At 29.0% G+C, this 13,423-nt stretch carries 19 protein-coding genes and 1 pseudogene; all 20 read right to left on the reverse strand.

The features are described from left to right. Positions 1-255: pseudogene (locus N4A57_RS00115) on the reverse strand (glyoxalase/bleomycin resistance/dioxygenase family protein); the annotation flags it as partial. A 108-nt stretch (positions 256-363) separates the two neighbouring features. Further along, entirely contained in the window at positions 364-957 is a 594-nt protein-coding gene (locus tag N4A57_RS00120; RefSeq protein WP_293655209.1) for a hypothetical protein, read from the reverse strand. 82 nt (positions 958-1,039) lie between these two features. Next, positions 1,040-2,017: an alpha/beta fold hydrolase gene (locus N4A57_RS00125; RefSeq protein WP_293655211.1), complete on the reverse strand. Its 978-nt coding sequence runs from the start codon at positions 2,015-2,017 to the stop codon at positions 1,040-1,042. A 274-nt stretch (positions 2,018-2,291) separates the two neighbouring features. Beyond that, a complete protein-coding gene (locus tag N4A57_RS00130) occupies positions 2,292-2,693 on the reverse strand; it encodes a hypothetical protein (RefSeq protein WP_293655213.1) in 402 nt (133 codons plus the stop codon). Positions 2,694-2,707: 14 nt separating this feature from the next. Further along, the gene (locus tag N4A57_RS00135; RefSeq protein ID WP_293655215.1) at positions 2,708-3,241 is read right to left on the reverse strand and encodes a DUF2262 domain-containing protein; all 534 of its coding nucleotides are present in this window, start codon (positions 3,239-3,241) and stop codon (positions 2,708-2,710) included. 263 nt (positions 3,242-3,504) lie between these two features. Then, positions 3,505-4,275 (reverse strand): YdcF family protein, encoded by a 771-nt coding sequence (locus N4A57_RS00140; protein WP_293655217.1) that lies wholly within the window; start codon positions 4,273-4,275, stop codon positions 3,505-3,507. 290 nt (positions 4,276-4,565) lie between these two features. Continuing rightward, positions 4,566-5,126 carry a GrpB family protein gene (locus tag N4A57_RS00145; protein ID WP_293655218.1) on the reverse strand — a complete coding sequence of 187 codons (561 nt, stop codon included), beginning with the start codon at positions 5,124-5,126 and terminating at the stop codon, positions 4,566-4,568. Between the two features lie 167 nt (positions 5,127-5,293). Further along, entirely contained in the window at positions 5,294-5,656 is a 363-nt protein-coding gene (locus tag N4A57_RS00150; RefSeq protein WP_293655219.1) for a hypothetical protein, read from the reverse strand. 69 nt (positions 5,657-5,725) lie between these two features. Next, positions 5,726-5,878 carry a hypothetical protein gene (locus N4A57_RS00155; RefSeq protein ID WP_293655221.1) on the reverse strand — a complete coding sequence of 51 codons (153 nt, stop codon included), beginning with the start codon at positions 5,876-5,878 and terminating at the stop codon, positions 5,726-5,728. A gap of 291 nt (positions 5,879-6,169) precedes the next feature. Further along, positions 6,170-6,547, reverse strand: a complete 378-nt coding sequence (locus N4A57_RS00160) for a type II toxin-antitoxin system death-on-curing family toxin (protein ID WP_293655222.1) — start codon at positions 6,545-6,547, stop codon at positions 6,170-6,172. Beyond that, a complete protein-coding gene (locus N4A57_RS00165; RefSeq protein WP_293655224.1) occupies positions 6,547-6,720 on the reverse strand; it encodes a DUF2281 domain-containing protein in 174 nt (57 codons plus the stop codon). Before N4A57_RS00165 ends, N4A57_RS00160 begins: the two co-directional genes overlap by 1 nt. Before the next feature lie 220 nt (positions 6,721-6,940). Next, on the reverse strand, positions 6,941-7,255 hold the full coding sequence (locus tag N4A57_RS00170) for a WG repeat-containing protein (protein ID WP_293655226.1): 315 nt from the start codon (positions 7,253-7,255) through the stop codon (positions 6,941-6,943). 57 nt (positions 7,256-7,312) lie between these two features. Next, positions 7,313-8,440, reverse strand: coding sequence for a WG repeat-containing protein (locus tag N4A57_RS00175; RefSeq protein WP_293655227.1), 1,128 nt, complete (start codon positions 8,438-8,440; stop codon positions 7,313-7,315). Between the two features lie 47 nt (positions 8,441-8,487). Continuing rightward, positions 8,488-8,856 carry a hypothetical protein gene (locus tag N4A57_RS00180; RefSeq protein WP_293655228.1) on the reverse strand — a complete coding sequence of 123 codons (369 nt, stop codon included), beginning with the start codon at positions 8,854-8,856 and terminating at the stop codon, positions 8,488-8,490. A gap of 224 nt (positions 8,857-9,080) precedes the next feature. Then, positions 9,081-9,542, reverse strand: a complete 462-nt coding sequence (locus N4A57_RS00185) for a hypothetical protein (RefSeq protein ID WP_293655230.1) — start codon at positions 9,540-9,542, stop codon at positions 9,081-9,083. Positions 9,543-9,688: 146 nt separating this feature from the next. Beyond that, entirely contained in the window at positions 9,689-10,147 is a 459-nt protein-coding gene (locus tag N4A57_RS00190) for a hypothetical protein (protein ID WP_293655232.1), read from the reverse strand. 211 nt (positions 10,148-10,358) lie between these two features. Beyond that, entirely contained in the window at positions 10,359-10,832 is a 474-nt protein-coding gene (locus tag N4A57_RS00195; protein WP_293655234.1) for a DUF3267 domain-containing protein, read from the reverse strand. Positions 10,833-11,148: 316 nt separating this feature from the next. Then, positions 11,149-11,763 carry a hypothetical protein gene (locus N4A57_RS00200; RefSeq protein WP_293655236.1) on the reverse strand — a complete coding sequence of 205 codons (615 nt, stop codon included), beginning with the start codon at positions 11,761-11,763 and terminating at the stop codon, positions 11,149-11,151. A gap of 472 nt (positions 11,764-12,235) precedes the next feature. Further along, positions 12,236-12,895: a pentapeptide repeat-containing protein gene (locus N4A57_RS00205; RefSeq protein ID WP_293655238.1), complete on the reverse strand. Its 660-nt coding sequence runs from the start codon at positions 12,893-12,895 to the stop codon at positions 12,236-12,238. Between the two features lie 248 nt (positions 12,896-13,143). Then, on the reverse strand, positions 13,144-13,269 hold the full coding sequence (locus N4A57_RS00210; RefSeq protein WP_293655240.1) for a hypothetical protein: 126 nt from the start codon (positions 13,267-13,269) through the stop codon (positions 13,144-13,146). Between the last annotated feature and the right edge of the window lie 154 nt (positions 13,270-13,423).

The following is a 13,423-nucleotide window of genomic DNA, read 5'->3' on the forward strand; positions in this document are numbered from 1 at the left end:
ATAGCTCTCCAACCTTTGTATAAATGCATCAAAATCATCTACTTCAAAATACAATTCCATATTATTTGACTTTTCTACGACAGAGCTAACTGGTAAATCTGTAAGCCATGCAAAATCCTCTTGTATTGCAAATCCACCGCTAAATGTTACATTTCTTCCTAAATCAAGAACTACTTTCTGATTAAAAAGTTCTTGATAGAATTGTTTAGAAACATTAACATTCTTAACAGCTAATAGTGCTAATTTAAATTTCATATCCATACCTCCAAGTTTTGTTTATTCCCATTTTACAATTGTATTTCTTTAAGATTTTCTACATTCCTACGTACTATAGGAATGTTGTGGGAATATGTATTTAAAATTCTAACTAATTCTTTCATATCTTTGCCATCTATGAGGTAACAAATCAAACAAAGGATAAGTTATCATTATCATTAATGTTTGCCATTTAATTTGTAGCATAAAATTATTTAAAATAATGATATGATTAAATACAATTATATTTGCAATAAAAATAATACCAAAATATATTCCCCTATCTACATTGTGTTTAGGCTCATAAATAGCATTACAGTGTGAACATTTCAAATATCCATTAATAAGAACTTTTAATCTATTGTGAAATGAAAAAACCTTATTGCACTGAGTACAATTTTTTATAAATACACCCCTTTTTATTTTATTTTTCAAAAATGTTGGTTCTAGCAATAATTTACTTGCTATTATACAAGTGCATATAGCTATAACTAATGGTACTGTTTTAGGTAAATTTCCAGGTAAACTTGTAAATACAGGCTCCATTAATAAAATCACTCCAAGTAACACCATAGCAACCCCTGCATAAGTAAGTAATCCATATCCTTTGATGTACTTTCCATTCTTATAGTTTTTTACAAGAAGATATAGTCCTAAAACAAATATTAAAGTTCCAACAAAAACCATAATCCGTAATAACATAGCAAAACACCTTCCCCTATGAAATTATATATATGTTTCACATTATTCTTCATAGCCCCAAGAACTTGTCAATTATAATCACTTATTTTAAGCTTTCTATTAATTCTTTTATTCTTTCATAAACAACATTAGGTTTATCCCAGTGAATATAATGAGTAGAATTTTTAACAATTTCATGTTTACTATTTGCAGACCAATCTTTAAGTTGCATTTGTGTTTTCTTCCAGATCATATCTTCAGCACTTTTTTCAGATGTTAAGATGATAAGGGGAATACTCCCAATAGTTCCTCCATCTATGACTTTTTTTGCATTTTCATTTATAGTCTTTACTTCACTTATATTATTTTTTTCTCCTGAACTTTTGTAAAATAATGCTTTATCAACTTTACTTAGTCCCTCTGGAAGCAATTTTGCTCTCTTTTTTTCATTAGTTAATGGAAGTAATATCCCAACATTTCCAAGTGTTCTAACCAAACCACTTTTGCCAGCTAATTGTAAAATATACATTGGAACCAGAGTTGCTTTTTCACTTAAAGTAGCATAATATGTAGGATTACCTCCATCAATTAAAACAACTCCTACTACTTCTTGTGGAAAAACTTGAGCAAACCTAATGACCTCTAACGAAGAAAGTGAGTTACCTACAAGTACATAAGGTGGCTTCTCTCCAGATTTTTCTAACAAAGTATGTAATTCATCTACTACTTGATCTATTTTTCTATCTATGGAGGTTTTGTCACTCCATCCATATCCGAGTCTATCATATGAAATAGTTCTTGTTATTTTTGATATACTTTTCTGAATAAAGTAGTAATCTGTATATGCACTTGGTGTCCCCGATCCAACTGTAAATACTACTGTTGGTGTACCCTTACCCTCACCATAAATATGCATCTTATGATTGTACACTTTAATTAATTGTCCTGGATTCTTATACTTTTCACTTTCATAGTTCACCATTATGCTTTGATAGACACATCCAATAATAGTAATTAGAAGAAAGATAATTAATACTTTAAAGAATTTTTTTCTCTGTAAATTTCTAATTAATATATTCATAATTACTTACTCTTTTCTATTTTATAATTTTAATGATAGTAGTTTTACTTGAGTTAACTACACATCTAACAATTCAGACCCCCAAAGGCACTTCTTAAAGACCATATTCACCATAAAATCACCCTAGAAAAGCAACATCTTAAAATATTACTTACTCATTTAAGTTTATTAAACCTCGTGCATCAAATAATTTTTTTCCTAAATAATTACTATTTTCTTATTACACAATATAAGAATGTTGCGAATTACTCTTCATAATCAATTACAACAAGTATTAATCTAACAAAGATTTATATTTATCTACATCATCCCATTTGCCAAAACTTATCCTATAATCATCAGTTGAAATATTCTTCATACTAATTGGGTTTCCATTATTCAATTTGTTTATAACTATCTCAAAAGAATTATCATCATTTAATGTTAACTCAAAGCTTTGCTTGTTACCCTTAATTGTGTATAAGCTGGTATCAACTTTTTCGTAAGTTCCTCTATCAACCTCCCTATTATCAATCCATTCAACAAAACTGTTATCCTCTTCTCGAATTAGAATTTGAATATGATATCCATTCACTTCGCTCTGGTAAAACCCTTTTAATGTAGGAGTTTTAGATATAAATCCCCATAATATAAAAATAATTGCTATTGATAAAATAATAAGTTTGGATTTTTTCAAAACAATAACCTCCGTTAGATGGCTAATATTATTACATGACCAAAGAAAATGTCCCCATCTCTATACCAAAATGAATAAGAACCATCTGGATAAAGCACCAATGCTTCCAAAGATATCAATGAAACAAATTCACTTTCTTTCATTTCACCCTCATTATCTTCTAACCAGAAATCATTTTTTAGCGAAATCAACTTGCTTGCAGCATACTTTCTTGTTTTATCATCCCAGCGATGCTTATCACTAAAATTCTCTTTGTACCTTTCAATAAGTTCTATCAATTCAACTTCATCATCCGTTTCAAAAACCAACTCTGAATTAGCACCACACCATACTATATTTGTTTTATAATTACTTATAGATTTGTCAAATGTAAGAATTCCTAATTCATCATCTTTATATGTAATTTCTCTACGTATTTCTTCTAAATGAGATTTCAGATTATCATCCATTACATCCACTTCATGAACTTCATTAAGAACAATGTTTCCTGTCTCAATATCTCCCTCATAACTAATCTTAATAATAGTTTCACTCTTGACCTTATCCATTAGACTTCGGAGGATTTCGTGCTCAACTTTTTTACCAACATATAATATCTCAGATTTAACATCCGAGCTATTTACATACCAATATGCAAATCTGAAAAATTTTCGTTCACCCTCCCAAAATAGTACTTAACTATTGCGTATAACATTCTTGCTATCTTCGGATGTTCCACATGGTTTTCGTGGAATGTCGGAAAATAGTATATTATGTGCTTTTGTTGTAAGCTTCGAAGCACTTACCCACTAATTTTCATTTGTTTTCTTCTTCAAATATCAAAAATCCACGATTTAACACAGGCAAAAAATTCACGAATATAACTATTTATAATTGTAGACGTAGGAGTTCTACTAGACAATCCATATACTTTAAATCCTAAACTATTTGCAATTTTCTTCGCTCTCATCATATGAAAATCATTTGTAATTATCAATATAGATGTCTTTTTGTCTAGAAACTCATCCCCTATCAAATCTTTCGTATACTTAAAGTTTTCGTATGTACTAGTTGAACCACTTTCAATTAAAATATTATTTTCTTTTGCACCCCGCTCTACCACATACTTCTTCATAGCATCCGCCTCTGATATAGGCTCATCAGGACCTTGTCCTCCTGACATGATCATCTTTGCATCAGGATTTACTTCTAAATATTTCAGACTCGTATTAAGCCTTTTCTGTAATGGTAGTCTAGGTCTAGCTTGTCTATCTATTGCCGCTCCTAAAACTACCACATAATCTACCTCCCCATAAAATTCACTTGTTCCATGATATATAAGCATCACTTCAACAAATATAAAAAATATCATTCCCACTAGGCCAATTACCTTTATTATTTTTCGTATCCTTCTATTTTTTATAAATTCATATTCTGGATACTTTATTTTAATATTAGAATAAAAGATAAGAACAAAACCAAAAATTCCTGGCAAAGCAATTCCTATGTTCATATTAGAATATAAACTAATAATCAAAGTATCTAGAATTCCTAATATTCCTATCACTATTAATATAACATATAATATTCCTTTTCTTTTCATGGCAAAACTCCTTCTCGGTCACTGCCAAACAAAATATCTAATATTTTATTTGGATTATTTATAAATTGTTTTGTGAGTTGATAATGTTCAGTTTTTTCATATTTAATTTCTTTAAATCATCACCAACATTGTAAATTTTTAAATTTAGAAATTGCATGCTTATTGGTGAATACGTAGCTATTATAAATTATTTGAATTGCACATAACATTCCTAGTATTTTGCGACAGTCCATATGTTTTTTGTAGACTATCTGCAAATGCTATGTTATGTGAAGGCTTTTTCGATCATTCTATTCCTTCTTATTGATAAATTCAATTCGCTCAAGTTCATCTTTATCCATTCCTTCAGCTTTTAGAAAACTTGTTATCAATTCAGTTTTACCATCTACGTATGAATCAATATCATTAGGATGTTTTTCTGCAAGTTCACATTTTAACTTACTATATTCTTCTACTGCATTTTTGTTATTACGCAAATGTTTTTGTAACAATAAGTGATTTCTTAAATTTTCATTTTCTCTTATACATACATATAAATGGTGTTCCATCCATTTGATCTGGGTATTATCATCTAAATATTTAAAGGCTTCGCGTCCTTCAATACCTAGATTTCCGATATGAATATAACCAACACTTTCTAATAACTCTATTACTTGTTCACTATCCATAGCATTATTCACAATAATATCGATATCTAATATAGGTTTTGCCCATAATCCTTCTACTGACGTACTTCCAACATGTACAACTTCTGAATCAACCTCTTTCAATAATTCTTCATAGAAAAACTTGGCTTTTTCAAATTCTAGTTTCCACATTGGATTATATTCTTCAACTCTTATTTTTTTCATTTCTTCCTCCAATATCATTTTTTCACATATGATCTTATTTTCACTTTACCAATCAAAATCTTTCACATAACGGTCTTACTATGTTACACCGTTCCACATGGTTTTGGTGGAATGTCTGAAAATAGTATGTTAGATGATGGTCTACACCAAAATTTGTACTCCTATTATTAGCAAAACTTTAAATTATTCACTATTAATACTTCTTTTTTCTTCTTCTTTAATCCATAGTCATGCCTCATATATTCAAATTTTCCATTTGAAAATTTAAATTCCTCAACAAATCCTCTTTTAAAATCTGTAGTTTCACATAACTTTCCTGTTGAAGCTTCTACAATTAATACTCTTGTCATAGGACCTTTAGAATATTGTGTTTCACCCCATTCTTGTAATGCAACGTACCTCATATCAGATGATTCAATATACAGTTCTCCAAAACTCCTGTCTTCTAACTTTATTTCATTTATAGTAATTTCAAAAAATCTTGGTCCAAACCGTATTTCTCCAGCCAAATGTAAAGTAACTTTATTCATACACTCATCCTTTCTGTTTAGTCACCAATTTATAAACTATCCACTTTATCTATTTCCATTTCTTCGCTCTCACCATTCATTCCAAAACTGTAAATACCCTTTTTTATAAAAATCATCTTCTGGCAAAATCTTGTTAGCAGAATTTGTGTAGAATTGTTCAACTTCGTCTGCAAACTTAATTACACTTTCTCTGTATTTCTCTATATTTAGCCAACTGGACATCCATATACCTCCACAGTACCATCTTCCATTGGAATAATAAAGTGTCCACAACAAGGTAATATCTGCTTTGTTTACTTAATCTTTTCAATATTCTTTTCACTACAATATTGACCTCCATTATTTTGATTTGCAATTGCACATAACGTTACTGATATCTTAAGATGGTTCACATGGTTTTTGTGGACTATTTTTAAACATCATATTATCCGTCGTTTGTATTTCCCTTATAAGTAATAATATTCCATTTCAAGTATAAAAAATAATAAGGCTATACTTATGCCTTATTTATTATTAAATTTTATGTTGATTTATCCAATTAAATATATCTTCTTCATTCATTTTTCCTTCTGCAACGCTCAATCCAAAATCTACTAGTTCTTCTTGAGTATAATTAATATCAATTTTATTTAATCTTAATAAGAGTATCATTACCGCTGCACCAATTCTTTTATTTCCATCTACAAATCCATGATTTCTAATTAATCCATGTGTTATAATTGAAATCTTTTTTTCTGCTTCTTTATAAAGATCTTTTCCGTCAAATGTTACGAAAGCCCTATTCAAAGCACTTTCTATTAATCCTCTATCTCTTACTCCATCACTTCCACCTGTTTTACTTATAATTTTAGTATGAAATGCTAAAATATTATCTAAACCTATATTCTTCATTATTTGCTTAACTCCTTTAGTGCTACTTCGTTTTCAGCAATTACAATATCCATTAGTTTTCCTAATTCCCTTTGAGATTTTTCTTTTAAAAATTCAACAAAATCAATTACTTCTCGCTTTTGATCGTCTGGAAGTGTTTCAAAGTCTTTTATAAGTTTTTCTGCTAAACTCATTGAAAAGATCACCCCTTTCTATACTATAATTTTATTATATACTAAAAAACCTTCTAATAATATTGTTTTAATTTACAGTTTATGATATTAGGTAATGATGGATAACGGTCCGAGCATTCTCGGTCGTCCTACATGTTCTTAGTAGGATGATGCGAATGATATGTTATCCGACGCCTTGATTATTTTTGGAATTATACCATATTCAATTTGATATAAAATTTTAGAAAGCAAACTCACCTTTTTCGTTGATAAAATACCATTTATCCTCAATTTTAACAGCAGCTACCCCACCATAAAACCATCCTGCTTCATCAAATTTAGGTTCTATAACCATTTTTCCATTGATGTCTAAATACCCCCATTTTTCATTATTCTTAATTCCTATAAAACCTTCTGAGTATGATAATATTTCATTCTTTTTGTATTTAGGTTCAACAATTTCTTGTCCCTCTAGATTGAGGAAACCAATTTTGTCATCTTTTGATTGTCTTGGTGGATTAGCAAAAACATGTACTTTAACGACTTCATCTTTCAAATTGAAAACCATCCACTTTTCATCACTAGGTTTAAGCCAACATTTTAAATTCTTATCCTAAACACCAAATTTTCTATCAAATGTCTCAACATTAATATCATCTTCACCAATAAAAACATTATAGTAGATAGGTTCAATTACGAATTCGCCTTTTTTATTAATAATGCCATAAACTTGATCTCCATTCTGAACAACTTCATTTTTAAAGTTTTGGAGCATGCTAATATAATAATTTTGTTCGTTTATCACATTATATTCTAATTCACTCTCCACTCTCAATGAAGTTTTCGCTTCATCTTTCTCTAAATATTTAATTGATACGACGGCTATCCCATCAACAAATTCATCTGCAGTATCATAAACTGGTTCAATTTCAAAAACATTTTTTTTATTTATATATCCCCATTTCTCACCATAACGCACTGGAGCTAAATCATTATTAAACGACCATGCATCATTATACATAGGTTCAATAATAAACTCACCTTTCCTATTGATATATCCCCATAACCCATCGTATTTTACAGGAAATAGACCTTCAGAAAAAGAACTATACTTTTTTACATTGTCTAAAATAGGCCCTATTACATAACTGCCTTCATTATCCAAAAGTCCCCATTTACCTTCAAACTTCACTACAAATAGATTCCTACCACAACTATATACCTCATCAAATATTGATTGGGTTATCACTGTCCCGTCATTTTTAATGATTCCAAACTTATTCGATTTCTTATAAATTAAAATTTCTTCGTTACCTGTTAATATATAATCAAATACTGGCTTATGAATCTCATTACCATTTATGTCCACAAACCCATATTGTCCGTTTTCTTGTATAACAAAATTCCTCGATTCATCATTGTAACTAGGTTGCATATCATATTTTGCTTCGATTATCCAGTCACCATTTTTATTTATAACTCCATATTTATTATTTTCACCTACAACAGTAAACCCATTTTTAAAACTACAAACTTTATCAAAAATAGGTTTCACTATAAATTTACCGTCCTTGTTTATCTTACCCCATTTTTCGCCTACTTTTACAAACATTCCGTTTTCATCAAAGATTAGCACATCATCAAAACACTTAATCTCTTTTATGTCTGAATTTGAATAAACACAGCCACTACTTAAAGTAAAGATCACTAATATTCCTAAAATTAATATCCTATTTTTCATCCCTATAATCCTTCATAGAATAAGACTGTTTTGGATTAATTATTGTATTAAAGACTATACTTTATAGTTATTAGTTTGTGAATTACAAAAGTTAGAATCCCACCTATAATTGTTCCTATAACATCTTTCCAGTCAAAAACACCTATTAATGGTGCACTCTGAATAACTTCATATACTATAAATCCCAAAACAACACCTAAAATTACTTTTAGTTCATCTTTATATTCTTTATATTGTACATAACCCATAAATAAAAAAGATGCTGTAACAACTGATCCTATATTAGTGTGCATATCTGCTAGACCATAATCATTGATATTATTATTGTATATATAACTTCGATAAACACTTCCCAATATAGAAGTTAAAAATAAAAATAAAAAAGATATTTTGTAATATACTCCTCTTATCTTCATGAATACCCCCATATAATTTATTAAAAACATAGTGACATATAATTCTACTATTACGTAACATATCGCTATCTATCAGACAACACTTCAAAGAATATCTCCGATATGATCATTTCTTATAACGTTTGCAGTTCCCGCTGTCCTCGAAGCATGAGAAGATGGAGGGAACTGACTTGTTAGATGATGTCGGCTGTACATAAAAACTTTTTGCTACAGAAGCTACCTACTTAATCAATTTCATTTTTTGGTATAGAATCTTTCATTCTCTTTATACATTTTAAAATCTCATCTCTATTTTTTCTTTCCTTAATCCACTTGGGTAAACGGCTAACCATACTATTATTCTTCCACCCATGTTCGTCACAATAGCCCTCTCTTATACTTGCACTAACAAAACGCTCTATGTATTCTAAATGTTTCAGGTTATATGACCATAGTTTTTCACCACAACAATTCACTTCTAACCATAAGGGGTAATCACTCCCAATTACACCTCCAGAATTCCTATATACTTTTACAAACCCACAGTTATTACAGACCAATGATCTTTTCTTATAAAAAAGAAATGAACCTCTTTCATTTGGAAATGATTTAACAACTGTAAACTTTCCACATTGAGGGCATTTTATATAAAACTCATGTAAAAAGTCGTAAATCGATTTACCTTCATCATGAAATTTGCTATTCATGCCAAATTCTCCCTTCGTCCAAGTACGTCTCCAGAATATATAATAGAAATATGCGCCGATATTATCTAACGTATCATATATATAGGTTGTTTCACATGTTTTTATAGAACAACCTTATGATACGTTAGATTCTGTAAATTCAATTATTATGCAGTTGTTTCCCAGGAAAATGCATAATATTTATCCTTTGTTTGAACAATTTGGAAGACACTATTCCATTCTTCGTAGAGCTGATATGCAATTATTATTTGACTTTTATTAATTTTGATAGAAGGTTGTGTCAGTAACCCTGATTTGTAACTACTGTAAGTTTTATAAAATTGCTGTGATGATATTTCTTTAGGATTATAAAGTATTTTTCGTTTGTCCCAAGTATGATCTTTATCCATATAACCTTCATCTATTTTATACTCAAGATACATGCACTTAATTGCAAAATCAAATATAGTCATATCACTTTCATCAATATTACAGGTATAAATGATTATTCTCTCTTCACTATCAGGGGTTAAAAAATCATCTTGATTAAATATGAAGTATTCAACTTTAGAGTGCTGACTAGCTTTAAAATCATTTATTTTATTCAACCAACTATTTTGTTCCATTTATATTCATCCTTCACTTTCTTCTTATTAATATTTCTATGGCATCTAACGGGCTTACTATCTTGCGACGTTCCACATGATTTTCGTGGGATGTTTGTAAATAGCATGTTATCAGCTGTCTCGTTCAGCACTAAATTTAATTATGTTGCCATACCCAAATAACACTTTCACAACACCTTCTAGTATATTCTTTATGATTAATATGTTCCAATTAAGTATTCTTCCAATATGTATTCATTCCATTACTTGTTACATATGAATCAAAAGGTCCTTGAAATAATATAAGAATAAGATATAAAATATCTACCGAAGATCCCATAGAGTTTAGCAATATAAGAATTTTCATAAGTTTGTTCAATAATCCTAAATTGCCTAATGCTAACGGTAATATTATTGAAATAATGATAAAAGGTGCAGTGCTAATAAGAATATATCTTGATTTAGTTATCACTTCTTCTGAATAGACATATCCACCAAATGGTGTAAGTCCTATACAGGTTTTATCTGATTTTATAAAATTTGGTATGAAAATCAAATGTATAAGTTCGTGCATCATTACTATTAAAAAAATGCTTGTAATTTCAACCCAACTAACAGCTATAGAAATAGCATTTTTATCTATTCCAAAGTCTTTTAAAGCAATCGGTGAAACAATATTAATTACTGATATTGTAATTAATGTCATCAATATCATTATGGGAATTGATACCAAAATAGCAATTCCAACACATTTAGGTTCTTCAAATTGTACCCATTTCTTATCAAGTAATTCTAAATGCCTCTCCTCATTTGTTTTTTGTATTTTATTTATTATTCGAATAATTATCTCCTCCTCGAGTAAAGTTATATTTTAATTCATAATATCCAGCAATTTTATCTTGGTTGCTCTTAAAAATATCTTTCTTAGGGATGGCTGGTAACGTTCTTAGAATCTCCGTCGTTCTACATGCTCTTAGTAGAATGACGGAATTTCTATGTTATCTACTGTAAACCCTCTCAGGTTACTTTAAAATAATCTTATTACCTAATATTATCATTAACTCTTTTTTTGTAGATAGCTGCCCACTAAATATTTCATATTCTTCACTCCCAACCTTCATAAAAAAATTAGAACCAAAGTCATCTCTAATATCAGTTATTCCTTCTATATTATACAATTTATTTCCTATCACTAAATTACTTTTTCCGTACATAACTTTATATCCCATATACATTTTTATTTTTATTAAAATATATTGAGTTATCATCATTATCACCATATTAATTGCTATTGTTTTTAAGAATCCTACTTCTACAATCAAACCTCTATTTATACTAACTGAGATAAAGATACAAGCAATAAGAATTATGCCATATGCTATTAATAGTGATTTTTTATAAGGTTTTATATGCATTAAATTTAAATCTTTCACTCTATTCTCCACTATTTTCGCCTCTACACAACTGGTGATTACTACCCACATCTGCATATATATCATATAAGGAAGTATTATACTCGATCCATTTCTTACTCCTAAATTTTCATAGTTTATTGTATACATAATAATCGTTACTGCTCCTAATAGTATAATCATCCATTTCAGAATACTCTCTTTTATTTTAATAATTCTTTTCATACAATTTTTACTTCCCTTTGATGTTTATGGTATATAACGTTTTAAGTAGTTCAGATGTTTTGCATGCTTTTCGCAAAATATCTAAACTACTTTGTTATTTGATGTTTCAGGTCTATTACTATCTGTATGCGTAAATTTAACCCATCCTGAATTCTTTCCCACATATTTTACAAAATAACAGAAAAATACCGTAAAATTCATCTTACTGAATAATACGGTATTTGCTATAAATCATATCATTATAAATTATACAATATACATAAGGTTAATATAATTATCTAAATATCCCCTACATAGAGAGAAATAACAGGTAAAGTTTTAATACAACAAAGTACAATAAATGCCATTACCGTCAAAGTGTCTGATACCATAGGCATCACCTCCGCTAATTTATCAAGTATTTTTGACCCCCAATCTGTCCGTAGACAATACTCGGTAGCTTCGGATTTCTCATACAAGGGATATGGGGCAATTAAATAATACCATTTTCTACCAATCTAATCAATTGTTTTTTTAAATAACTTAAAGTATGAAATTGTAAAGTTATTTTGCTTGCTAATAACGGAAGTGCTTTAATCAACATTTCTTCAGTGAAATCTGATTTTAGCATACTTAGTGATAATGTATTTATTCTCTTATTTTTTAAATGTAATACTTTAGATCTTCTTATAATATCATTATTTCTAAGTTTTTCAACAATATCCAAAAGTTCACTTGTAAAATCTTTAATATCTGGCATCTTTGTTAAAATAGTAATATTGTTAGAATCTGCATTAAGATTTTTAGCAATGTTTATATTACTACATAGAAAGTACACATTTTTAAAAGTAGCTCCATAAAAATTCGTTTTATCAAGTTGTGTCGAATTAAATATAGTATCTTCAAAAATAGCATTTCTAAATGTACTTCCTCTTAAATTTGTTCCTATAAATTCTGTTCCACTAAAAGTTGCATTGTCGAAGTTACAAAACTTAAATTTTGCTGCTCTTAGTGTTGCATAATTAAAATTACATTCACTAAAATTTGAACGATAAGATTCACTTTTTTCAAAATCTTTATACATAAAATTCGATTTTTCTCTATTTGCACATTTATAACTAAAAATAGCTCTATTCTTACCAATACAAGACATTATATCTCTCCTCTATTTACAAAATAAGTTTATATCAAATAAAAATTTAATAATATAAGATTTAATAAAAAAACTATCAATACCGTATCATTAAATTTTCAAAGAGCATAATTTAGTTTGATATATCTTACAATTGCGACTTAATCTCTTCATTACTAAAAACAATAATTACTAAATGCGCAACGTAAACTTCCTTAGACCTGAAATTTCAAATAACGATTCTAGAATCTACGTCGTCCTACACGCTTTTAGTAGGATGACGGAAAATCTATGTTATCTACTGTAGCTTTTACTCTCATATCTATAAAAGCATATGACCCCTCATTACTTCCACAAAATACTATTTCTTTGATATATCTATTATTTAGACCCACCTCTACATCAAAAACTATTTTTCAAACGTAACACATCCTATTAAATAAGGATGGTCAACTATTATTGCATTCTTTTCCTTACGAATCAACCATAAAATATATGCATCTCCACCTCCGCATAAAATATGAACCAAACCAAACATATTCCAAAAAT

Source organism: Anaeromicrobium sp. (assembly GCF_025210435.1).
GTDB lineage: Bacteria > Bacillota > Clostridia > Peptostreptococcales > Thermotaleaceae > Anaeromicrobium.

Bases quoted from the DNA above. Each gene is read 5' to 3' on its own strand.
- N4A57_RS00140 (WP_293655217.1), bottom strand. From the start codon at position 4,275: ATGAAAAGAAAAGGAATATTATATGTTATATTAATAGTGATAGGAATA.
- N4A57_RS00190 (WP_293655232.1), bottom strand. From the start codon at position 10,147: ATGGAACAAAATAGTTGGTTGAATAAAATAAATGATTTTAAAGCTAGT.
- N4A57_RS00175 (WP_293655227.1), bottom strand. From the start codon at position 8,440: ATGAAAAATAGGATATTAATTTTAGGAATATTAGTGATCTTTACTTTA.
- N4A57_RS00120 (WP_293655209.1), bottom strand. From the start codon at position 957: ATGTTATTACGGATTATGGTTTTTGTTGGAACTTTAATATTTGTTTTA.
- N4A57_RS00150 (WP_293655219.1), bottom strand. From the start codon at position 5,656: ATGAATAAAGTTACTTTACATTTGGCTGGAGAAATACGGTTTGGACCA.
- N4A57_RS00200 (WP_293655236.1), bottom strand. From the start codon at position 11,763: ATGAAAAGAATTATTAAAATAAAAGAGAGTATTCTGAAATGGATGATT.
- N4A57_RS00180 (WP_293655228.1), bottom strand. From the start codon at position 8,856: ATGAAGATAAGAGGAGTATATTACAAAATATCTTTTTTATTTTTATTT.
- N4A57_RS00145 (WP_293655218.1), bottom strand. From the start codon at position 5,126: ATGAAAAAAATAAGAGTTGAAGAATATAATCCAATGTGGAAACTAGAA.
- N4A57_RS00155 (WP_293655221.1), bottom strand. From the start codon at position 5,878: ATGTCCAGTTGGCTAAATATAGAGAAATACAGAGAAAGTGTAATTAAG.
- N4A57_RS00160 (WP_293655222.1), bottom strand. From the start codon at position 6,547: ATGAAGAATATAGGTTTAGATAATATTTTAGCATTTCATACTAAAATT.
- N4A57_RS00195 (WP_293655234.1), bottom strand. From the start codon at position 10,832: ATGACATTAATTACAATATCAGTAATTAATATTGTTTCACCGATTGCT.
- N4A57_RS00165 (WP_293655224.1), bottom strand. From the start codon at position 6,720: ATGAGTTTAGCAGAAAAACTTATAAAAGACTTTGAAACACTTCCAGAC.
- N4A57_RS00125 (WP_293655211.1), bottom strand. From the start codon at position 2,017: ATGAATATATTAATTAGAAATTTACAGAGAAAAAAATTCTTTAAAGTA.
- N4A57_RS00135 (WP_293655215.1), bottom strand. From the start codon at position 3,241: ATGGATAAGGTCAAGAGTGAAACTATTATTAAGATTAGTTATGAGGGA.
- N4A57_RS00205 (WP_293655238.1), bottom strand. From the start codon at position 12,895: ATGTCTTGTATTGGTAAGAATAGAGCTATTTTTAGTTATAAATGTGCA.
- N4A57_RS00185 (WP_293655230.1), bottom strand. From the start codon at position 9,542: ATGAATAGCAAATTTCATGATGAAGGTAAATCGATTTACGACTTTTTA.